Genomic DNA, 19,498 nt, shown 5'->3' with positions numbered 1-19,498 from the left:
GATCATAGGGGCCTGTCTCCCAGCAAGCGGGTGTGCGTCATGAAGCAAGAGACTGCAGCGGCAATCAACCCCACCGATGTGGCATTTGGCGAAGTGGCGCAAATGATCACCACCGCGCGGCAACGGGCGGTGCGGGCGGTGAATACTGAACTGGTGGAGCTGTACTGGCAGGTCGGGGCCTATATCAGCCGCAAGATCGAGGCGGCGGAATGGGGCGATGGCGTGGTCCGGCAACTGGCGGATTACCTGGCGCGGCAGCAGCCGGGGCTGCGCGGGTTTACCCGGGCCAACCTGTTTCGCATGCGGCAGTTTTATGAGGCCTATCGCGACGACGAGAAAGTCGTACCACTGGTGCGACAATTGCCCTGGAGTCACCATCTGGTGGTGCTGGGGCAGAGCAAGGAGCCCGGTGAACGTGAGTTCTACCTGCGCTTGGCGATTCAGGAACATTGGTCACGCAGAGAACTGGAACGGCAGATCAAGTCCGCCCTGTTCGAGCGCACGCTGACCCACCCGGCAAGCGCCTCGGCCACCTTGAGGCAGACCCGTCCCGAGGCCCTGAAGGTGTTCAAGGATGCCTACATGGTGGAGTTTCTCGACCTGGCCCAGGGGCATGACGAAGCCGATCTGCATCAGGGGCTGGTGCGCCAGCTCAAGGATTTTCTGATCGAGATGGGGCGCGACTTCTGCTTTGTCGCTTCAGGCTATCCCTTGCAGGTGGGCGGGCGCGATTTCGTCCTGGACCTGCTGCTGTTCCATCGCGGGTTGAATTGCCTGGTGGCCGTTGAGCTCAAGGTCGGGCGCTTCGAGCCGGAGTACCTGGGCAAGCTGGACTTCTACCTGGAGGCCCTGGACCGCCAGGTGCGCAAACCCCACGAAAACCCGGCCCTGGGTGTGCTGCTCTGTGCCAGCAAGGAGGACGAGGTGGTGGAGTATGCCCTCAACCGTTCACTGTCTCCGGCGTTGATCGCCGAGTACCGGACCCAGTTGCCGGACAAGCAACTGCTGCAGGCCAAGCTGCAGGAGTTCTATGCCCTGGACACGCAGGCGCGGTGAGCCGGGCGGCCACTGTGTCCGGGGCTGCACCGCCCTGGTGAGTCGAATGCGTACCCAGGCGCCCTCTGGTTCATTGCGGCTCGCTGCCGAACCAGTCGGCCAGGCGGGCGCTGGCTTGCTCCCGGACCTCGGCGTTGATGTGGGCGGCCACCGTCACTACCGAGCCGGTCAACAGACCAAGGTCATCCACGTACCCGGCCCCGGGGATCAGGTCGGGGATCAGGTCCAGCGGCAATATGAAGTAACCCAGGGCGGCGTAGATGGTGGTCTTGGCCCAGATTGGGGTTTGCGGTCGTTGCGCGGCGTAGTAGAGCCACAGGGCTTTCTGGATCAGGGTCCGGCCGATGCGCGAGGCGTAGCGGCCGATCTTGCGCCAGAGGCAGAGTTCAAGGGACTGGGCGGTGGACATGACGCACTCCTGGGGGATACAGGTCCAGGTCATGGTCGCCGTCCGTGCGGTGTCCCGGCAGAGGCCAATATTTCCCCGGTGGTTGCCCACGTAGGAGCCGGCTTGCCGGCGAAGAGGTCGGGCCTGGCGCCATGAATCTGGTGTCAGGGCAGTGGTGGCCGTGGGGAGGCCTTCGCTGGCAAGCCAGCTCCTACCGGGGCGGCGTACCCGCGGGCGGGTGTTCTAGCGGCGGTGACGGGCCTCCAGGCGCTGGAACAGCAGCATGCCCGCGAGCATGGCCAGGACAAACACCCAGGCTTGCCAGTGGCCGCCCGGCAGCAGCACCAGGGCCGGTCCCGGGCAGATCCCGGCGATGCCCCAGCCGATGCCGAACAGCAGGCTGCCGCCGATCAGGCGTCGGTCGATATTGCGCTTGGCGGGGATCTGCATGGGCGCCCCGAGCGCTGAGCGCGAGCGGCCCATGGCCCAATGGAAGGGCCACCAGGCCAGCACAATGGCGCCGAGCATCACCAGCGCCAGGGACGGGTCCCAGCTGCCGGCCAGATCGAGAAAGCCCAGGACCTTGGCCGGGTTGGCCATGCCTGCCAGCAGCAGGCCGATGCCGAACAGCAGGCCGGCAACAAATGCGCTGAGTTTTCTCATGGCTGCAGCCCCAGGCCGTGGCGCAACACCCAGACCGTGGCGAAGCCGCTGCCCATGAAGCACAAGGTGGCGATGATCGAGCGTGGCGACAGCCGGGAAATTCCGCAGACCCCGTGGCCGCTGGTGCAGCCGGCGCCATAGCGGGTGCCGATGCCCACCAGCAGGCCGGCGCTGATCAGGCCGAACAGACCGCCCTGGAATTCGGCGGCGGGCAGGGCATGAAACAAGCCCCAGAGCAGCGGCGCCAGCAACAGCCCGAGGATGAACAGGGCTTTCTCGCCCCAACCTTCGCTGCCGGGTTGCAGCAGGCTGCCAAGCAGGCCGCTGATGCCGGCGATGCGTCCGTTGGCGACAATCAACAGCCCGGCGGCGACGCCGATCAATGCGCCTCCGGCCAGGGCCGACCACGGTGTGAAATGCAGATAATCCAAAAGCATATCGAGTTCCCTGTAGGAGCCGGCTGGCCGGCGAAAGGGCCGTCCTGGCGCCGTGAGTATTGCGTCGGACAGCGGCGTCGGCGGGGACGCCTTCGCTGGCAAGCCAGCTCCTACGCGGTGTATGGGTTCAACGGGACAACCAGCCCAGGGCCCCACCCGCCAGCAGCAGCGCCGCCAGCATGCCGGTGATGGCAAACAATTGTTGCAGGCGCGGGCCCGCCAGATGACTGGCCACCTGCCGGCCCAGCACCAGGCCCACCACCGCGCCCAGGGCAAAGGGCGCGCCCACCGCCCAGTGCATCACCCCGCTGAGGCTGGCGGTGATCACGCTGCCCAGGGACACCAGGGCGATCACCGCCAATGAGGTGGCGACGATACTCTTGCTGTCCAGGTTGGTGTAGCGGCTCAGGGCCGGGATGATCACGAAACCGCCGCCCACCCCGAGCAATCCCGAGAGCAGGCCCGAGAGCATGCCGGTGAAGGTCAGGGCCCGGGCGCAGGGCAGGGTCCAGCGCAGGCGGCCCTGGGCCGGGTTGAGTACGCAGGGCAGGAACGCCGGACGCGGTGCCGCCTGGCCCTGTTTCAGTTCCAGGCTGGCCTTGCGCAGGATGCGCCCGCAGGCATAGAGCAAGACCAGGGAAAACAGCAGGGCCAAGGGCAGGTTGGGCAGGCGGTGGGCCAGCCACAGACCCAGCGGCGCCATGAGGACGCCGACGCTGGCGACGAACCCCGCCGCGCGGTAACGCACGATGCCCTGGCGCAGGCCCAGCACCGCGCCGACGCTGGCCGCCAGGCCCACCGCCAGCAGGCCGATGGGAGCGGCCTCGACCATGCTCAAGCCCAGGCCGAACACCAGCAACGGCACCGCGAGGATGCCGCCGCCGGCCCCGGTCAGGGCCAGGATCGCGCCAATGATCGCCCCCAGCCCGGCGCCCAACAGACTGTGTTCATTCATGCTTTGCGGGTGTCCGTGGCCAGGGTCGGTTGCGCCAGCCATTCATGGCCCTTGAGCATGCCGCGCCAGTACAGCGGCGGCAGGATCCGCTCCTTCAGCCACCAGGCGCGCCGGGTCGGCTGGCGACCGTCCAGCAGCCAGCGCGGAAAGCTCGGCGCCAGCTTGCCGCCGTAGGTGAATTCGGCGAGGACGATCTTGCCCCGCTCCACGGTCAGCGGGCAGGAGCCATAGCCGTCGTACTCGGCCAGCCGGGTCAGGCGCCTGAGGGCCACCAGCACGTTGTTGGCCACCACTGGGGCTTGCTTGCGCGCCGCCGCGGCGGTCTTGGCGTTGCTGGTGTTGGTGGCATCGCCCAGGCCGTGAATGTTGACAAAACGCTTGTGACGCAGGCTGTGGGGATCGACATCGACCCAGCCGGCCACGTCGGCCAGCGGGCTGCTGCGGATAAAGTCCGGGGCGCATTGCGGTGGCACCACGTGCAGCAGGTCGAAGGTGCGCTCCAGGGTTTGCTGGCTGCCGTCGGCCAGGGTGCGGACGAAGGTCGCGCGCTGGGCCGGGCCGTTCACCGCCACCAGGTTGTGGCCGAAATCCAGGTCAATGCCGTATTTCTTCACGTATTCCATCAGCGCCGGCACATAGTCGGCCACGCCGAACAGCACGCCACCGGCGTTCAGGAAGCGCGGCTTGATCTGTCCCAGGCGGCCGTTGCGCAGCCAGTGGTCGCAAGACAGGTACATCGCCTTCTGCGGCGCCCCGGCACACTTGATCGGCATCGGCGGCTGGCTGAACAACGCCTCGCCCTGTTGCAGCCGCTGCACCTGTTGCCAGGTGTAGGGCGCCAGGTCGTAGCGGTAGTTGGAGGTCACGCCGTGGTTGCCCAGGGCCTCGGGCAGGCCGTCGATGGCCGCCCAGTCGAGCTTGAGCCCGGGGCACACGACCAGTTGGTCGTAACCCAGCACGCGGCCATCGTCCAGCACCAGGGCATTGTTCTCCGGCTCGAACAGGCTGACGGCCTGTTGCAGCCACTTGACGCCCTTGGGCATCAGCGCGGCCATGCTGCGTTCGGTGGACTGGGCGCTGAACACGCCGGCGCCCACCAGGGTCCAGCCGGGCTGGTAGTAGTGGCTGCTGGCAGGGTCGATGATCGCCACATCCAAGTGGGGATCGCGGGACATGAGGCTGGCGGCAACGGCAATGCCTGCGGCACCGCCACCGACGATCAGCACCTGATGGCTGCCGTCGACGGCGCGCAGGGCCGGGTTGAAGGGACGCATGGCAAGTTCTCCGTGTGGAGTCAGTAATCGTTATAGGGTGTTCAGGGGGATCTTCAGGTAGCTCACGCCGTTGCCTTCGGGCTCGGGGAAGTGCCCGCTGCGCATGTTGACTTGCACCGAAGGCAGGATCAGCACCGGCATGTCCAGGGTCGCGTCGCGGGCTTCGCGCATCTTCACGAAGCTGTCTTCGTCGATGCCCTGGTGGATGTGGATGTTGTTGGCGCGCTGCTCGGCAACCGTGGTCATGTATTGCAGCTCGCGGCCGTTGGGCAGGTAGTCGTGGCACATGAACAGCCGGGTCTGCGGGGGCAGGGAAAGGATCTTGCCGATCGAGCGGTACAGGGTCCGCGCATCGGCCCCGGGGAAGTCGCAGCGGGCGGTGCCGTAGTCGGGCATGAACAGGGTATCGCCGACAAAGGCCACGCACTCGTCGCCCACTTGCACCAGGTAGGTCATGCAGGCCGGGGTGTGCCCCGGGGTATGCAGGGCCCGGGCGCTGAGGCCGCCAATGGCGAACTCGGCGCCGTCTTCCAGCAACACGTCGAACTGACTGCCGTCGCGGGCAAAGGCCGGGGCTTCGTTGAACAGCGCGCCGAAGACTTTCTGCACCCGGGTGATCTGATTGCCGATGGCCACCTGGGCGCCCAATTTTTCCTTGAGGTAGGCCGCCGCGGACAGGTGATCGGCGTGCACGTGGGTTTCCAGGATCCAGTCGACCCGGGCATCCAATTCCTGGACCCGGGCGATCAGGCGGTCGGCGGATTCGGTGCGGGTGCGGCCGGATTTCGGGTCGTAGTCCAGCACGCTGTCGATCAGCGCGCAGCGGCGGCTGGCCTGGTCCATCACCAGATAGCTGATGGTCCAGGTCTGACTGTCGAAAAAGGCTTCTACACGCAGCGTGTCGCTGATGATCATGGGGCACTCCAGGCAATGAAGGTGAGGGCAGTCTGCGCTGACGCTCGTTCCTTGGACTGTCAATAAGCGTGCCAACCTCGAACACCGGGATTGGTCACCTGTTCATTGAAGTAGAAGGCCGCGGAGGCTGCCATCAGGGGTTTTTCGCTGCGACTGCCAACGCCAGTTGGCAGTGATATGGCAGCTTGTGGCAGAAAATGGCAGAAAGCCGCGGCGTGCTTTAAGCTGCCGTCACTGTCCCGGAGTTGCCCATGTCCCTGATCGCCACCGACCTTGCCCAGCCGCCGATGGCGGCCCTGGTGTCCTACCTCGAACACGACCCGCAACCGACCATCGTGCTCGACACCGACTACAACATCATCGCCGCCAACACCGCCTACCAGCGTCAGTTCGGCGTGGCCGGCAAGCCCCATGTGGGCGCCAAGTGCTATCGCGTGTCCCACCAGTTCGCCGTGCCCTGTGATCAGGCCGGCGAGCATTGCCCGATGCGCAAGGCCCACGACAGCCGGGTGCCGGAGCGCATGCTGCACATCCATCACACGCCTCGCGGCCCGGAACACGTGGATGTGGAACTGCGGCCGATCATCGGCGAGGCGGGAACCGTGGGGGCCTATGTCGAGCGCCTGAGGTCGGGGGCGGTGGCTTCGGTACAGCCCCAGCAGAAGGGCCTGGGAGGGCGCTCGCCAGCGGTCAACGAGGCCTTGAGCGCCCTGCAGCGGGCGGCTCCGGCGCCGATCCCGGTGCTGCTGCAGGGTGAGTCCGGCACTGGCAAGGAATTGTTCGCCCGCGCCCTGCACGATGGCAGCCCCCGGGCCAGCGGCCCGCTGGTGGTGGTGGACTGCACCGGGCTCACCGAAAGCCTGCTGGAAAGCGAATTGTTCGGCTACGAGAAGGGCGCCTTTACCGGCGCCCTGCAACGCAAGATCGGCCTGGCGGAAGCGGCCCATGGCGGCACCCTGTTTCTCGACGAGATCGGTGAAGTGCCCCTGGCCATGCAGGTCAAGCTGCTGCGGCTGATCGAGTCCGGCAGCTTTCGCCCGGTGGGCAGCCTGCGCACCGTGCACTCGGATTTTCGCCTGGTGGCGGCGACCCACAAGCCGCTCAAGGAGATGGTCGCCGCCGGCAGCTTTCGCCAGGACCTGTACTACCGTATCAGCGCCTTTCCGATCCGCCTGCCGGCCCTGCGCGAACGCAGCGACGACCTGCCGCTGCTGATCGACAGCCTGCTGCGCCGCCTCGATCCCGGGGTGGTGCCGCGGGTCGATCCCCAGGCCCTGGAACAGCTGCGGCTGTACACCTCCCCGGGCAATATCCGCGAGTTGCGCAACATCCTCGAACGGGCCCGCTTGTTCAGCGATGACGGGGTGATCCGCCTGCAGGACCTGCCAGCGGAATTGCGCAGTCCACAGGCTCCGGCCCCGGTGACCCGGCGCCGGGCCGGCAAGGACCTGGAACAACTGGCCCATGCCCTGGAAGTCTTCGACGGCTCGCGCAGCGAACTGGCCAAGGCCCTGGGCCTGAGCGAGCGCACGCTGTACCGGCGCCTCAAGGCCCTGGGCCTGTAGTCGCAAGGCGGGTGGCCGCAGCCGGGTTCAAGCCCGGGCCGGTGGCTGGGCAAGCGGCAGGTCGCAGGCCATCACCCACATGCCGATCTGTTCCAGGTCGGTGCTGAACGGTACTTCACCGATCTGCCGCAGCCCGGCGCTTTCATAAAAACGCCGGGCGCCGCCGTTGCTCTTGAGTACGTCCAGCCACAGGCAGGACTCCCCGGCGGCGCTGGCCCGCTGCAACACCTCTTCGAGCAGGCGCCGGCCGTGGCCCTGGCCGGCCTGGGACTTGAGCAGGTAGATCTTCTGCAGCTCGGCCCCGCAGCGCTCGCTGCCCGGAACCGGCCGCGCCCAGTTGAGCTTGGCGAAGCCGATGGGCTGCTGCTGCGGGTCCAGGGCCAGCAGCCACAGGTGCCGGTCGCGGGCGGCCAGGGACGCTTGCAGGTGGGCGCTGGAGAAATCCTGATCGAGAAACTGCTGCATGCCGGCCGCGCTCCAGATCGAAGCGAAGTGCTCGCGGTAGGTGGCGCAACCTATGGCCTTGAGCGCCTGGATATCGCGGCTGTCGGCTTCACGGATGGTGATCATGCTTCACTCCTGATGAATGGGCTGAACCGGGCGCAGCAGCTTAACGCCTGCTGCCTGAGCGCTCCAGCGCGCCCAGGGCACGATGGCCACCGAGCGTGGTCGTAGCTTCATCGTCCTTTTTCCGGAGATGCCATGAGCCAGGCCGTACTTGCCACCGAAACCAATCGCCGCCAGTTGCAGCAGATCATCGCCGGTCTGTCCGACGGGGTGATCCTGATCGAAACCGACCAGGCCCGCAGCCTGCTCTGGGCCAACGAGGCGGCGCTGGCCATGCATGGGGTGAGCGAGGTCGGCGAGCTGGGGGCCAATGTCCGCGAGTATGCCAGGCGCTATGCCTTGCGCTACCGCAACAATCACCCCCTGGCCCTGGACGCTTATCCGATCAATCGGGTGGCCGCCGGCGAAACCTTCAGCGATGTGGTGGTGGACGTCCAGGCCGAGATCGATGGCGAACCCCGGCACTGGGTGCACCGGGTGCGCAGCATGATCCTCACCGATCGCAGCGGCGCCGCGGAATCCCTGGTGCTGATCCTCAGCGATGCCACCGACTGGGCCAGCGCCGAGCAGCGCTTCGAGAAGACCTTCAATGCCAACCCGGCGCCGGCGGTGATCTGCCGCCTCAGCGACCTGCGCTACATCAAGGTCAACCAGGGCTTTTTGGAAATGACCGGCTATGCCCGCGACCAGGTGATCGGCCGTTCGGTGTACGAGCTGGATGTGCTGGAAGACGCCGAGCGCAAGGACCTGGCCATCGAGCGCCTGGGCCAGGGCGCGACCATCCCGCAGATGCAGGCCGAGCTGCGCCTGCCGGACGGCGGCAGCAAGCTGGTGATCGTCGCCGGCCAGCCCCTGGACATCAATGATGAAGACTGCATGCTGTTTTCCTTCATGGACCTGGAGCCACGGCGCAAGATCGAGATTGCCCTGCGCCAGAGCGAGGAGCGCTTTGCCAAGTCGTTTCGCCTGAGCCCGGTGCCGACCCTGGTGTGCAGCGCCGAGCAGCAGATCGTCGACGTCAACGAGGCCTTTCTCAATACCTGCGGCTACAGCAGCGAAGAACTGCTGGGCAAGAAGGTCGGCGCCATTGGGTTCATCGCCGAAGCCGCGGCGGCCAGCCAACTGTTCAGTCAACTGGAGAAGGCCGGCAACGTCGATGGCCTGGATCTCAAGGTGCGCCAGAAGAACGCCGGGCTGATCGATTGCGTGGCCTACGCCGACACCGTGCTCATCCAGGACAGCCCCTGTTACCTGCTGGTGCTGATGGACATCACTGAGCGCAAGCGGTCGGAATTGGAACTGGTGAGCGCCATTGAGGAGGTGATGCGCGACGCCTCCTGGTTCAGCCAGACCCTGATCGAGAGGCTGGCCAACGTCAGGCAGCCCAAGGCCCCGGACGGCCCCGGGGTGTCCTCGGCCGACCTGACCGCCCGCGAGCGCGACGTGCTCGGGCTGATCTACCAGGGGTTGGCGGACAAGGAGATTGCCGCGCGCCTGCAATTGGCCCCCAACACTGTGCGCAACCATGTCGCCACCCTGTATTCCAAGCTCGGCGTGCACAGCCGCGGCGAGGCCATCGTCTGGGCCCGGGAGCGCGGGTTGTTTGTCGGTACGGCCGGTAGCCGGAGACGTTGAGCCGGTGCAAATGCACCAGGGCAACCCGTGCAAATGCGCCTTCTGGGTATGGCGGCGGTTTTTTACCCTGTGATCTGCCACGGCTCCGCTCCGAGAGTCCGTGGCACCGCTCAATCACAGTACAAGGACAGCCCGCATGGGTGATGAACAGAACAAGGGCAGCGTGACCGGCCAGGCGCCGGCGGTGCTGACCCAGGCGCAATGGCGCGCCTGTATCGAACAACGCCTGGCGCCAATGGCCTGCAGTTTCAGCCATGCCGGCGACGGCACCCTGACCCTGCGGGTGTTCGAGCCCGACAGCGGCCGGGTCGATCTGGTGGTCAGCGGGCTGCGCATCAAGTCCCTGCAAAGCGAGGCCGAGGTAGTGCGGCTGATCGACGAACTGCTCTACGAGCTCGGCAGCAACTCCCTCAGGCAACCCGACCTTTCCTCCTGAGCCGGCCCCGGCCTTCAGCCTTCGCTGATCAGGCTCGGCCGGCAATCCAGGCTCAGGCGCGCTCCGCCCCGTTCACTGCTGCCCACTTCGAGCTTGAAGCCGTGCAGGCTGACAATCGCCGCAACGATCGACAGGCCCAGGCCGAAACCACCCTGGGCGTTGCTTTCGTCGACCCGGTAGAAGCGCCGGAACACCGCCGCCCGTTCCGCCGGGGGAATGCCGGGGCCTGAGTCCAGCACCTCCAGGCGCGGGCTGCCGCCGTCGTCGAGGCCGCGCAGTATCACTTCGCCGCCGGGCGGAGTGAACTTGATCGAGTTGCTCAACAGGTTGGCCAGGGCCTCGAACAGCAGGGCGCGGTCGCCGGTCAGCCGGGGCAGGCTTGGCGGCACGTCGAGCAGCAGGGTCAGGCGGCCTTCTTCGGCCAGGGGCAGGTAGAAGTCGTACAGCTCCTGAAGCAGCGGCAGTGGATCGAGTTCGAGGAAGCCCGAACGCCGTTGCCGGTCCTCCAGTTCGGAGATGCGCAGCAAGCCGCGAAAGCGCGCCATTAGGGTATCGGCCTCGGCCAGCAACTGGTCCATCTGCAGGGCCTGGGGCGAACCTTCCTCGGCCTGTTGCTGCAGGCGGTAGAGCTGGGCCCGCAGGCGGGTCAGCGGGGTACGCAGGTCGTGGGCGATGTTGTCGCACACGCCCTTGACCTCATGCATCAGCCGCTCGATGCGTTCGAGCATGGCGTTGACGATGGCCGCCAGCATGTCCAGTTCGTCGCGCCGGTTCGACAGCGGCAGGCGCCGGGTCAGGTCGCCGGCGACTATGGCGTCGGCGCTGGCCTGGATCTGGCGGATGCGCCGCAATGGCCGGCGGCGCAGCAGGTGCCAGCCGGCGACGCCGGGAATGATGGTCAGGGAGATGCCCCAGAGCAGCGCGTGGAGGATGATCCGGGTCACTGCGAACAGCGAGCCGTTGTCGCGCACCAGCACCAGCCAGCGGCCGTCGCGGGTATGGGTGGCCACCGCGTCGCAGCTGTCCCGGGGCAGGCTCGGGTCGTCGGAGTCGATGCAGTTCTTCAGCTCGTGGATCTGGCCGTCCAGGGGCAGGTCGTCGGGGATCTGCCGGATCGGCCCGCTCAAGGGCCGGCGCTGTTCGTCGAACAGGCCGTAGGCGTCGATGGCGCGCATGTCGAAGGTCATGCTGGTGGCCAGGGCCTCCACCAGCTGCTCGCCCTCGAAGCGCGCGAACAGGTGCTGGCGCTGCATCAGCGAGTGCTTGGCCAGGCTGTCCAGGTAGGTGGACACCTCGTAGTACAGCACTCCCATGAGGATGCAGCTCCAGGCCACGAACAGCGTGCTGTACAGCGCCAGCAGGCGGCTGCTGGAGGAGCGCCAGCCCTTAGAGGGGTTCGGCAATGACATAACCCGAGCCTCGCACGGTGCGGATCAACGGGGTCATGCCAGGCGGGTCGATCTTCTTGCGCAGGCGGCCGATGTGCACGTCGATCAGGTTGGTCCCCGGGTCGAAGTGATAGCCCCAGACCTCTTCGAAGATCATCATCCGCGAGAGGATCTGCCCGGTGTTGCGCATGAGGAATTCCAGCAGCTTGTATTCGGTGGGCAACAGGCTCAGCAACTGGTCGGCGCGGGTCGCCTCGCGGCTGATCAGGTTCAGTTCCAGGTCGGCCACCCGCAGGCTGGTGGCGAAATCCTTGACCGTGTTCTTGCGCCGCAGCAGCACCTCGACCCGGGCCGCCATCTCGTCGGAGGCGAAGGGCTTGGTCAGGTAGTCGTCGCCGCCGGCGCGCAGGCCGCGCACCCGTTCATCGACATCCGAGAGGGCGCTGATCATCAGGATCGGCGTCGACACGCCAATGGTGCGCAGGGTGGTGACGATCGCCAGGCCGTCCAGCTCCGGCAGCATGCGGTCCAGGGTGATCAGGTCGTAGTCGCCGCTCACGGCGCGCACCAGGCCTTCGCGGCCGTTGTCCACCCAGTCCACGTCGAGGCCGTGGCTGCTCAGTTCGGCGACGATCTCCCGGGCCGTCACGGCGTCGTCTTCGATGGTCAGAATGCGGGTCATAGGCGTTACCTGCTTGGCGGTTCGTGACACAGGCGGGCATTTTGCCAAGAAACCGTGGGCGAGATTCTAAATAAACTTTCATCTGGCTTGTCGTGATGCCGACGCCGCCCGAGTCAGGGGCGCTGAAGATTGATATCATCCGGCCACTTTTTTGCCAGGAGGCGTCACCATGAGTGCCCTGACTCGGGTCGGCTGGAAGCCCTTTGTCGCGGTCTGCCTGATGCTGCTATGCAGCGCGGCGGCCCAGGCGGCCAATCAACCCTGTTCCGGAAAGAAAGGCGGCATCGCCCGCTGCGATGGCGAGTTGTTCCTGTGCAATGACGGCTCCATCAGCGCCTCGAAGAAAAACTGCGCGCTGATGTTCGGCCAGCGTTCTTCCACCCCCCGCGCCGAGCCGTTGCTGCGCGATGCCCAGGGCTGCACCTGCGGCAGCGGCAGTTTCTGCACCGGGCCCCGGGGCGGGGTGTATTGCCTGACCCCCAGTGGCAATAAAAGCTACAAGCGGCATTGAAGCCCCGATTGAGCTTCTCTGGATCAAGGTGTCATGCAATGAAATACGCATCACGTTTCAAGGGGCTGCTGTGGCTGCTGGTGGGCAGCCTGCTGTTGAGTCTGGCCATGGATCTGGCGTTGCGCCTGCCGGGCTATCTGGAGGCCTATGCCGCCGATCCCCGCTATGCGCGTTGGATGCTGGGGTATCGCGGGCTGGACGTGCTGGTCATCGCGCTGATCGCGGTGATCGTGCCGGGCATCATGCGCCTGCTGGATTTTCGCCGTTCGGCCTGGCTGGCGTTGCCGATCTTTATCTTGTGGGGGCAGGGCATCGCGCCATTGACCCTGGCGGGCCACCTGCTGCTGGCGCTGTGGGGCCTTGGGCTGCTGCTGCGCTGGTGCTACACCCTGGGCCGGGAGCTTTACCTGAGCAGGCGTGCCTGAAGGGACCCCGTGCAGAACGCCCGCCATAAAACCCCCAGGTCGGCAAATTGCACGACCCGGGCCTATGAGCTGATCGCAAGTCATTGAAATACATGGAGTTATAAAGTTCGTGCAACTGGCACGCTGACTGCACTTGTCCCCTGGAGACGTGCAACAGCCTTTTTCATGCCTGGAGCAGAACAACAATGAACAGACCCTCTGAACACCTGCCGGCCACCGCGGACGCTTCGAGTCATCCCACGGGCGTGTCCTGGGCGGCGATCTTCGCCGGCGCCGCGGCCGCCGCTGCCTTGTCCCTGATCCTCTTGCTGCTGGGCTTCGGCCTGGGCTTTTCCGCGGTGTCGCCCTGGGCCGGCAACGGCATCAGCGCCAAGGGCCTGGGAATTTCCAGCATCCTCTGGCTGGCCCTGACGCAGATTCTGGCCGCCGGCCTGGGTGGCTACATCGCCGGACGCCTGCGGGTGAAGTGGGCCAACCTGCACGGCGATGAAGTGTATTTCCGCGACACCGCCCACGGTTTCCTGGCCTGGGCGGTGGCGACCCTGGTCACCGCGACCCTGGTGGTGGGCTCGGTCAGCAGCGTCATTGGCGGTGGTGTGCAGGCCGGGGCCCAGGTTGCTTCCGCGGCCGCCGGCGCCGCCCCCCGGGGGGCCGGCCCCGCCGCTGCCCAGGGCGCCCCGGACGACTACGGCTATTTCGTCGATAGCCTGTTGCGTGACGATCGCCCGGTGGCGGTCAGTGAGGATGCGGCGCGGGGCACGGTGTCGCGGATCTTCGTGCGCAGCTTGAGCAACGGCGGTCAGCTCCTGCCTGAGGACCGCCGTTACCTGGCGCAAGTGGTGGCCCAGCGCACCAACCTCAGCCAGGCGCAAGCCGAGCAGCGGGTGGACGAGGTGTTCGCCAAGACCCAGCAAGCCGTGAATGAAGCCAAGCAAGCCGCCAGGGAGGCCGCCGACAGCGCCGCCAAGCTGGCCGCCTGGTCATCCTTGTGGATGTTCATCGCGCTGCTGTGCGGGGCGTTCTTCGCCAGCCTGGCGGCGACCTTCGGTGGCCGTCGCCGGGACGCCGTGATCAGCCTTGAAACCGACCTGCAGCCGCGCACCGTGGCCCCGACCCCCGTTCACTGATCCAGGAGATTTCCCATGCGCTCATTACTGTTGTGGTTCCTTGGTGTACCGATCCCGGTGATTATCCTGATTGCCCTTTTCGTGCACTAAGCACTCTTGATCCACTAAGCACCCTGGCGACACGGCTTGCCCGTTGTCCATGCGCCGCTGCCGGCTTGTGCCGGCAGCGGCTTTTTTGTGCTCCGGGTCGCCTGATTGAGAAGGGGCATGCACGGTTTGCGGGCGCGCCGGCCCTTTGCTTGGCCCAGATCAATATTCCTGTCGGACAAAAGCACTAGATTGGCCCGCGCTCGGTTCTGACAGCGTTATCGGAACCGCGGTGTTGCCACGTCCTCGCGCCAGGACTCTGCGCGGCAGGATGCCGGCAACTCCACTCACTTCTCACGGATGAACCGCAATGCGTCAGATAGACCGCAATTTTGATATTCAGCCGCTGCAGCATGCGGACATGACCATCAGCCTCAATGGCCAGCCGGTCACTGCCGCCCTGGGTGAAACGGTCCTCAGCGTGATCCAGGCCACCGGCCTGCGCCAAGTGGCGCGCAATGATCACGGGCAACTGGTCGGTGCCTACTGCGGCATGGGCGTGTGCCATTGCTGCCTGGTGCAGATCGACGGCCGTCACAAGCGCCGCGCCTGCCAGACCCTGGTCAAGCCGGGGATGCAGGTGCAGACCCTGAGCAACCGCATCACTGAAGCGGAGCCCAGCCTATGAGCCTCAATCCCCTGATTGTCGGCGGCGGCCCGGCCGGCATGGCAGCGGCCATCGAACTGGCCGAGCACGGGGTGCGCAGCACCCTGATCGAAGAAGCCTCACGCCTGGGCGGCGTGGTCTATCGCGGGCCGCTGCGCGATGGCGTGCAACTGGATTACCTGGGGCCGCGCTACTGCGAAATGCTGGCCAGGCTGCACGGTGATTTTTCCGACCACGAACAAATGATCGACGTGCGCCTCAACAGCCGGGTGATCGGCGCCGAAGGCCATCACAGCCTGATGCTGCTGGACGCCGACGAGCAGGTGCAGCAGGTGGACTACTCGCAACTGCTCCTGGCCGCCGGTTGCCATGAGCGCAGCGTGCCGTTTCCCGGTTGGACCCTGCCGGGGGTCAAGTTGCTGGGCGGCCTGCAATTGCAGATCAAGAGCGGGGTGGTCAAGCCCCAGGGGCCGGTAGTGATTGCCGGCACCGGGCCGCTGCTGCCACTGGTGGCCTGCCAGCTGCATGCCTCGGGCGTGCGGGTGGCCGGGGTCTTTGAAGCCAGCGCCCTGAGCAAGATCGCCAAGCAGAGCCTGGCCCTGCTGAACAAGCCGCAACTGTTCCTCGACGGCCTGAGCATGCTGGCCTACCTCAAGCTCCACAGCATCAGCCTGCGTTATGGCTGGGGCGTGGTGGAGGCCCAGGGCCAGGGCGCCCTGAGCGTCGTCACCGTGGCGCCGTACTCCAGCGACTGGCAGCCGGACATGTCCAAGGCCCAGCGCGTCGCGGCCCAGACCCTGGCAGTGGGCTACGGCTTCATTCCGCGCACCCAGCTGAGCCAGCAGATGGGCCTGGACCACGGCTTCAGCGACGACGGCTACCTGCGGGCCACCGCCAATGTCTGGCAGCAGAGCAGCGAGCCGCACATCCATCTGGCGGGCGACATGGGCGGGATCCGCGGCGGAGAAGCAGCGATGCTCACCGGCCGCATCGCCGCGCTGTCGATCCTCATGCAGCGCAATGTCCTGAGCAACGAGGCGGCCCTGCAGCGGCGCCAGGGCTACGAGCGCAAGCTGGCCTCGATCCTGCGCTTTCGCGGCGCGGTGGACCGCTATACCGCGCGTGGCACCGGGCAGATAGAACTGCCCAAGGGCGACACGGTGATCTGCCGTTGCGAACACACCACCCGCAACGATATCGAGCGCGCCCTGGCCCAGGGGGTGCAGGACATGGCCAGCCTGAAAATGCGCACTCGCGTGAGCATGGGCGACTGCCAGGGGCGGATGTGCGTCGGCTATTGCAGCGACCGCCTGCGCCAGGCCACCGGACGCAAGGATGTGGGCTGGATTCGCCCGCGCTTCCCGCTGGACCCGATTCCGTTTTCCGCCTTTGCCGCACCCGACCAGGAGGTCCCCGAACATGAGTAAGTACTACGACGTGGTGATCGCCGGTGGCGGCGTGATCGGGGCGTCCTGCGCCTACCAGCTGTCCAAGCGCAAGAACCTCAAGGTGGCGCTGATCGACGCCAAGCGTCCGGGCAACGCCAGTCGTGCCTCGGCCGGCGGCCTGTGGGCCATCGGCGAATCGGTGGGCCTGGGCTGCGGGGTGATCTTCTTTCGCATGATGTCGGCCAACCGCAAGCGCGAAGCCCAGGGCTCGGCGGTGGTGGTGGACTCCAGCACCCCGCATATCCTGCCGCAGTCGTTCTTCGACTTCGCCCTGCAGTCCAACGAGATCTACCCGCGCCTGCACCGCGAACTGATCGGCCTGCACGGCATGGACTTCAAGTTCGAACAGACCGGGCTCAAGTTCGTCATCTATGACGATGAAGACCGGCTGTACGCCGAACACATTGTCGGCTGCATCCCGCACCTGTCCGACCAGGTGCGCTGGCTCGACCAGGCGGCCCTGCGCGCCGCGGAACCCAATGTCAGCCATGAAGCCCAGGGCGCCCTGGAGTTCCTCTGCGATCACCAGGTCAACCCGTTCCGCCTGACCGATGCCTACACCGAAGGTGCACGGCAGAACGGCGTGGATGTGTACTTCAACACCAACGTCACCGGTGTCCTGCACCACGGCAACCGGGTCAGCGGGGTGCAGACCGCCGAGGCCGGGCTGTTCCATTGCGCAACCCTGATCAACGCCGCCGGTGCCTGGGCGGCGGAACTGAGCCTGCAGGCCACCGGGGTGGAGATTCCGGTCAAGCCGGTGAAGGGCCAGATCCTCCTCACCGAGCGCATGCCCAAGCTGCTCAATGGCTGCCTGACCACCAGCGATTGCTACATGGCGCAGAAGGACAACGGCGAGATCCTGATTGGCAGCACCACCGAGGACAAGGGTTTCGACGTCAGCACCACCTACCCGGAAATCAACGGTCTGGTGCAGGGGGCGGTGCGCTGCATTCCCGAGCTGGCCCAGGTCAACCTCAAGCGCTGCTGGGCCGGCCTGCGCCCGGGCTCGCCGGATGAACTGCCGATTCTTGGGCCGATGGATGGGGTCGAGGGCTACCTCAACGCCTGCGGCCACTTCCGTACCGGCATCCTGACCTCGGCGATCACCGGCGTGCTGCTGGACAAACTGGTGAACGAGGAAGCCCTGCCGCTGGACATCACCCCGTTCCTGGCCCGGCGTTTCGCCACCGCCGCGGTGAAAAAACAACCCGAACCGGCCTGACAGATCCCCACGAGGATCGGTTGGGCTGGCGTAGGAGCTGGCTTGCCAGCGAACGCGTCCTCAAGGGCGCCGCCAGGCTCACGGGCCTGTTCGCCGGCAAGCCGGCTCCTACGGTGAGGGCGGTGTGGAGGTCAGGTGGCGGGGGTGTCGAGGAACACCGGCAGCTGTTCGGCGTACTCGGCAAAACCGCGCACCGCGGTGAACTGCTCGGGGCTGAACTGATCGGCCACCATCATCTGACTGAAACTCCAGGCCACCGCCAGGCTGATGCCGGCCTGGCTCAGGGTGCCATCCCGGGGCAGCGGCTGTTTCTGCAACTCACGCTCCAACTCGGCATAGGCGGCCTGCAATTGGCCGCCGATCCGCTCCAGCCAGGGGCCGTGCTGTTTTTCCGCCGGACGCAGTTTTCTTTCGTAGACGATCTGTACCGATTTCTCACAGGCCGCCAGGGCCAGGCCGATCAGCCGCAACTCATGTAAACGCTCCGGCAGGGCCGCGGGCATCAGGCTTCGTTGCGGGCCGGCGAGGGTTTCCAGGTAGTCGAGGATCAGGCTCGAATCCATCAGCACTTCACCCCCGTCGCAGACCAGGCTTGGTGCCTTGACCACCGGGTTGATGGCCTTGAACTGCTCAAAGGTGCTGAACACCGAGACCGAGTGATGCTCGAAGGGCAGGCCCAGGCTCTTGAGGCTGATGGCAACGCGGCGCACATAGGGTGAATCGAGCATTCCAATAAGCTTCATCACGTATTTCCTTGTCTTGAACGGCACAACGGATGGGAACGGCGCGGCTAATGTAGCGGCATTGAATCGGCCTTGCCCAGCCCCTGCTGGCGCCGTGGTCGCAGGCACCACCAGACCAGGCCCAGGGCGAGACTGGACAAGCCGGTCAGGGCCTGCAGCGAGCCGGCCGGGTGGTCCGCCAGCAGGCTGGCGAGCAAGCCGCAGCCGGCGGTCAGGGCCATCTGGATGAAGAAGAACAGCCCCGAGGCGGTGCCCGCCACTGCCGCATAGGGTTGCAGGATCGCCAACTGGCAGGCGGGTATCGCCAGGCCCACCGAGAACATCAGCGCCAGCATCGGCACAACGATCGCCCACAGACTGTCGGGCCACAGGCTGCGAGTCAGCAGCAACAGGCCGGCGCCCGCCAGATTCAGCAGGCAGGCCCGGGTGATCAGGCGGTCGGCGCCGTGGCGGGCCCCCAGGCGCTGGAACAGCCGCGACCCCAGCAGGTAGCCGGCCACGGTGGCGGCGAAGACCAGGGCGTAGGCCGTGGGCGACAGCCCCAGATGGCGCTGCAACAGCGCCGGGGATTGCAGGATGAAAGGGAAATAGGTGCAGTACAGGCAGCCGATGGCCAGGGAATAGCGCATGAAATAGCGCTCGCTCAGCAGGCGCAGGTACAAGCCCGGCAGGTGTTTGCCAGGCATCGGGGCGAGTTGCGCCGGGCGGGTTTCGGCAAGCCGTTTGTACATCAGCAGCCAGGCCGCCGCGGCCACCAGGCTCAGGCACAGGAACAGCCCGCGCCAGCCCAGCAGGTGGTCGATCAGGCTGCCCAGCGGCGGCGCCAGCATCGGTGACAGGGCAATGCCCATGGACAGCAGTCCGAGCAGGCGCGGCTGCTCCTCGGGTGCGTAACGGTCGCGGACCATGACCCGGCCGATCAGGGTGCCGCAGCAACCGCCCAACGCCTGCAGCAGGCGCGCGACCATCAGCACCTCGACGCTGGCGGCGAGCATGCAGGCCAGGCTGGCCAGGAGGAACAGCGCGGTGCCCGCCAGCAGCACCGGGCGCCGGCCATAGCGGTCGCACAGCGGCCCGCCCAGCAGCATCGACAGGGCGTAGCCGAGCATGTACAGGCTCAGGGTCAGTTGCAACTGCACGTCGCTGGCCCGCAACTGGTCGGCCATGGCCGGCAGCGCCGGCAGGTACAGGTCGATGCTGATCCGCGGCAGGCAGACCACCACCAGCAGCAACAGGGTCCAGAGCCAGGGGGCGAGGGGGCGTGCAACAGCGAGGGAGTGGGGCGGGGTGTCGGTAACCGGCGGCATGGCGGGCTCTGGGCAAGTGGGTACGGCGCTGAAATTAAGGTCTTTATGGTTTAATGC

At 66.3% G+C, this 19,498-nt stretch carries 21 protein-coding genes; 10 read left to right on the top strand and 11 right to left on the bottom strand.

Features of this window, described 5'->3' with window-relative positions; all coding sequences use genetic code 11:
• Positions 1-39 precede the first annotated feature (39 nt).
• Positions 40-1,056 carry a YhcG family protein gene (locus DNK59_RS18925; RefSeq protein ID WP_110724161.1) on the top strand — a complete coding sequence of 339 codons (1,017 nt, stop codon included), beginning with the start codon at positions 40-42 and terminating at the stop codon, positions 1,054-1,056.
• A gap of 70 nt (positions 1,057-1,126) precedes the next feature.
• Here DNK59_RS18925 and DNK59_RS18920 read toward each other — a convergent pair whose 3' ends face one another.
• From DNK59_RS18920 to DNK59_RS18895, 6 genes are all read right to left on the bottom strand, one after another.
• On the bottom strand, positions 1,127-1,498 hold the full coding sequence (locus DNK59_RS18920; RefSeq protein ID WP_256596464.1) for a YkvA family protein: 372 nt from the start codon (positions 1,496-1,498) through the stop codon (positions 1,127-1,129).
• Positions 1,499-1,687: 189 nt separating this feature from the next.
• Entirely contained in the window at positions 1,688-2,107 is a 420-nt protein-coding gene (locus DNK59_RS18915; protein WP_110724159.1) for a DUF6691 family protein, read from the bottom strand.
• Positions 2,104-2,544 carry a YeeE/YedE family protein gene (locus tag DNK59_RS18910; RefSeq protein ID WP_110724158.1) on the bottom strand — a complete coding sequence of 147 codons (441 nt, stop codon included), beginning with the start codon at positions 2,542-2,544 and terminating at the stop codon, positions 2,104-2,106. The genes DNK59_RS18915 and DNK59_RS18910 overlap by 4 nt, the downstream gene beginning before the upstream one ends.
• Before the next feature lie 127 nt (positions 2,545-2,671).
• Positions 2,672-3,499 (bottom strand): sulfite exporter TauE/SafE family protein, encoded by an 828-nt coding sequence (locus tag DNK59_RS18905; protein ID WP_110724157.1) that lies wholly within the window; start codon positions 3,497-3,499, stop codon positions 2,672-2,674.
• Positions 3,496-4,773 carry an FAD/NAD(P)-binding oxidoreductase gene (locus DNK59_RS18900; RefSeq protein WP_110724156.1) on the bottom strand — a complete coding sequence of 426 codons (1,278 nt, stop codon included), beginning with the start codon at positions 4,771-4,773 and terminating at the stop codon, positions 3,496-3,498. Before DNK59_RS18900 ends, DNK59_RS18905 begins: the two co-directional genes overlap by 4 nt.
• A gap of 30 nt (positions 4,774-4,803) precedes the next feature.
• Positions 4,804-5,688: an MBL fold metallo-hydrolase gene (locus tag DNK59_RS18895; RefSeq protein WP_110724155.1), complete on the bottom strand. Its 885-nt coding sequence runs from the start codon at positions 5,686-5,688 to the stop codon at positions 4,804-4,806.
• Between the two features lie 251 nt (positions 5,689-5,939).
• On the opposite strand from DNK59_RS18895, the gene DNK59_RS18890 reads away from it, so the two are divergent.
• Positions 5,940-7,253 (top strand): sigma-54-dependent Fis family transcriptional regulator, encoded by a 1,314-nt coding sequence (locus DNK59_RS18890; protein ID WP_110724154.1) that lies wholly within the window; start codon positions 5,940-5,942, stop codon positions 7,251-7,253.
• A 27-nt stretch (positions 7,254-7,280) separates the two neighbouring features.
• Here DNK59_RS18890 and DNK59_RS18885 read toward each other — a convergent pair whose 3' ends face one another.
• Complete coding sequence (locus DNK59_RS18885; RefSeq protein ID WP_110724153.1) at positions 7,281-7,823, bottom strand: GNAT family N-acetyltransferase; 543 nt, start codon at positions 7,821-7,823, stop codon at positions 7,281-7,283.
• 132 nt (positions 7,824-7,955) lie between these two features.
• Between DNK59_RS18885 and DNK59_RS18880 the strand changes: the two genes are divergently transcribed.
• Positions 7,956-9,455, top strand: a complete 1,500-nt coding sequence (locus DNK59_RS18880) for a helix-turn-helix transcriptional regulator (protein ID WP_110724152.1) — start codon at positions 7,956-7,958, stop codon at positions 9,453-9,455.
• Positions 9,456-9,591: 136 nt separating this feature from the next.
• Positions 9,592-9,891 carry a DUF1652 domain-containing protein gene (locus tag DNK59_RS18875; RefSeq protein ID WP_110724151.1) on the top strand — a complete coding sequence of 100 codons (300 nt, stop codon included), beginning with the start codon at positions 9,592-9,594 and terminating at the stop codon, positions 9,889-9,891.
• Positions 9,892-9,905: 14 nt separating this feature from the next.
• Here DNK59_RS18875 and DNK59_RS18870 read toward each other — a convergent pair whose 3' ends face one another.
• Both DNK59_RS18870 and DNK59_RS18865 read right to left on the bottom strand, forming a co-directional pair.
• The gene (locus tag DNK59_RS18870; RefSeq protein ID WP_092315383.1) at positions 9,906-11,300 is read right to left on the bottom strand and encodes a HAMP domain-containing sensor histidine kinase; all 1,395 of its coding nucleotides are present in this window, start codon (positions 11,298-11,300) and stop codon (positions 9,906-9,908) included.
• Complete coding sequence (locus DNK59_RS18865; protein ID WP_060838882.1) at positions 11,278-11,961, bottom strand: response regulator transcription factor; 684 nt, start codon at positions 11,959-11,961, stop codon at positions 11,278-11,280. The genes DNK59_RS18870 and DNK59_RS18865 overlap by 23 nt, the downstream gene beginning before the upstream one ends.
• 169 nt (positions 11,962-12,130) lie before the next feature.
• Between DNK59_RS18865 and DNK59_RS18860 the strand changes: the two genes are divergently transcribed.
• From DNK59_RS18860 to hcnC, 6 genes are all read left to right on the top strand, one after another.
• Entirely contained in the window at positions 12,131-12,472 is a 342-nt protein-coding gene (locus tag DNK59_RS18860) for a hypothetical protein (protein ID WP_110724150.1), read from the top strand.
• A gap of 38 nt (positions 12,473-12,510) precedes the next feature.
• Positions 12,511-12,897: a hypothetical protein gene (locus tag DNK59_RS18855; RefSeq protein ID WP_110724149.1), complete on the top strand. Its 387-nt coding sequence runs from the start codon at positions 12,511-12,513 to the stop codon at positions 12,895-12,897.
• A gap of 185 nt (positions 12,898-13,082) precedes the next feature.
• Positions 13,083-14,024 carry a hypothetical protein gene (locus DNK59_RS18850; protein WP_110724148.1) on the top strand — a complete coding sequence of 314 codons (942 nt, stop codon included), beginning with the start codon at positions 13,083-13,085 and terminating at the stop codon, positions 14,022-14,024.
• A 397-nt stretch (positions 14,025-14,421) separates the two neighbouring features.
• On the top strand, positions 14,422-14,739 hold the full coding sequence (gene hcnA, locus DNK59_RS18845; protein ID WP_092315375.1) for a cyanide-forming glycine dehydrogenase subunit HcnA: 318 nt from the start codon (positions 14,422-14,424) through the stop codon (positions 14,737-14,739).
• On the top strand, positions 14,736-16,145 hold the full coding sequence (gene hcnB, locus DNK59_RS18840; RefSeq protein WP_092315373.1) for a cyanide-forming glycine dehydrogenase subunit HcnB: 1,410 nt from the start codon (positions 14,736-14,738) through the stop codon (positions 16,143-16,145). Before hcnA ends, hcnB begins: the two co-directional genes overlap by 4 nt.
• Positions 16,138-17,391 (top strand): cyanide-forming glycine dehydrogenase subunit HcnC, encoded by a 1,254-nt coding sequence (hcnC, locus tag DNK59_RS18835; protein ID WP_110724147.1) that lies wholly within the window; start codon positions 16,138-16,140, stop codon positions 17,389-17,391. Before hcnB ends, hcnC begins: the two co-directional genes overlap by 8 nt.
• Positions 17,392-17,522: 131 nt before the next feature.
• On the opposite strand, the gene DNK59_RS18830 is transcribed toward hcnC, so the two are convergent.
• Entirely contained in the window at positions 17,523-18,134 is a 612-nt protein-coding gene (locus DNK59_RS18830) for a glutathione S-transferase (RefSeq protein ID WP_110724146.1), read from the bottom strand.
• A gap of 47 nt (positions 18,135-18,181) precedes the next feature.
• Positions 18,182-19,441 carry a multidrug effflux MFS transporter gene (locus tag DNK59_RS18825; RefSeq protein ID WP_110724145.1) on the bottom strand — a complete coding sequence of 420 codons (1,260 nt, stop codon included), beginning with the start codon at positions 19,439-19,441 and terminating at the stop codon, positions 18,182-18,184.
• Positions 19,442-19,498: the final 57 nt, after the last annotated feature.

Source organism: Pseudomonas sp. TKO26 (assembly GCF_003225665.1).
Taxonomy (GTDB): Bacteria; Pseudomonadota; Gammaproteobacteria; order Pseudomonadales; family Pseudomonadaceae; genus Aquipseudomonas; species Aquipseudomonas saponiphila.
The sequence above is the reverse complement of the archived record's forward strand: the minus strand, read 5'-3'. Positions and strand labels throughout refer to the sequence as shown.

Bases quoted from the DNA above. Each gene is read 5' to 3' on its own strand.
- DNK59_RS18910 (WP_110724158.1), bottom strand. From the start codon at position 2,544: ATGCTTTTGGATTATCTGCATTTCACACCGTGGTCGGCCCTGGCCGGA.
- DNK59_RS18885 (WP_110724153.1), bottom strand. From the start codon at position 7,823: ATGATCACCATCCGTGAAGCCGACAGCCGCGATATCCAGGCGCTCAAG.
- DNK59_RS18880 (WP_110724152.1), top strand. From the start codon at position 7,956: ATGAGCCAGGCCGTACTTGCCACCGAAACCAATCGCCGCCAGTTGCAG.
- DNK59_RS18865 (WP_060838882.1), bottom strand. From the start codon at position 11,961: ATGACCCGCATTCTGACCATCGAAGACGACGCCGTGACGGCCCGGGAG.
- DNK59_RS18900 (WP_110724156.1), bottom strand. From the start codon at position 4,773: ATGCGTCCCTTCAACCCGGCCCTGCGCGCCGTCGACGGCAGCCATCAG.
- DNK59_RS18890 (WP_110724154.1), top strand. From the start codon at position 5,940: ATGTCCCTGATCGCCACCGACCTTGCCCAGCCGCCGATGGCGGCCCTG.
- DNK59_RS18830 (WP_110724146.1), bottom strand. From the start codon at position 18,134: ATGAAGCTTATTGGAATGCTCGATTCACCCTATGTGCGCCGCGTTGCC.
- DNK59_RS18875 (WP_110724151.1), top strand. From the start codon at position 9,592: ATGGGTGATGAACAGAACAAGGGCAGCGTGACCGGCCAGGCGCCGGCG.
- hcnA (WP_092315375.1), top strand. From the start codon at position 14,422: ATGCGTCAGATAGACCGCAATTTTGATATTCAGCCGCTGCAGCATGCG.
- hcnB (WP_092315373.1), top strand. From the start codon at position 14,736: ATGAGCCTCAATCCCCTGATTGTCGGCGGCGGCCCGGCCGGCATGGCA.
- DNK59_RS18870 (WP_092315383.1), bottom strand. From the start codon at position 11,300: ATGTCATTGCCGAACCCCTCTAAGGGCTGGCGCTCCTCCAGCAGCCGC.
- DNK59_RS18905 (WP_110724157.1), bottom strand. From the start codon at position 3,499: ATGAATGAACACAGTCTGTTGGGCGCCGGGCTGGGGGCGATCATTGGC.
- DNK59_RS18920 (WP_256596464.1), bottom strand. From the start codon at position 1,498: ATGACCTGGACCTGTATCCCCCAGGAGTGCGTCATGTCCACCGCCCAG.
- hcnC (WP_110724147.1), top strand. From the start codon at position 16,138: ATGAGTAAGTACTACGACGTGGTGATCGCCGGTGGCGGCGTGATCGGG.
- DNK59_RS18915 (WP_110724159.1), bottom strand. From the start codon at position 2,107: ATGAGAAAACTCAGCGCATTTGTTGCCGGCCTGCTGTTCGGCATCGGC.
- DNK59_RS18895 (WP_110724155.1), bottom strand. From the start codon at position 5,688: ATGATCATCAGCGACACGCTGCGTGTAGAAGCCTTTTTCGACAGTCAG.
- DNK59_RS18825 (WP_110724145.1), bottom strand. From the start codon at position 19,441: ATGCCGCCGGTTACCGACACCCCGCCCCACTCCCTCGCTGTTGCACGC.
- DNK59_RS18850 (WP_110724148.1), top strand. From the start codon at position 13,083: ATGAACAGACCCTCTGAACACCTGCCGGCCACCGCGGACGCTTCGAGT.
- DNK59_RS18925 (WP_110724161.1), top strand. From the start codon at position 40: ATGAAGCAAGAGACTGCAGCGGCAATCAACCCCACCGATGTGGCATTT.
- DNK59_RS18855 (WP_110724149.1), top strand. From the start codon at position 12,511: ATGAAATACGCATCACGTTTCAAGGGGCTGCTGTGGCTGCTGGTGGGC.
- DNK59_RS18860 (WP_110724150.1), top strand. From the start codon at position 12,131: ATGAGTGCCCTGACTCGGGTCGGCTGGAAGCCCTTTGTCGCGGTCTGC.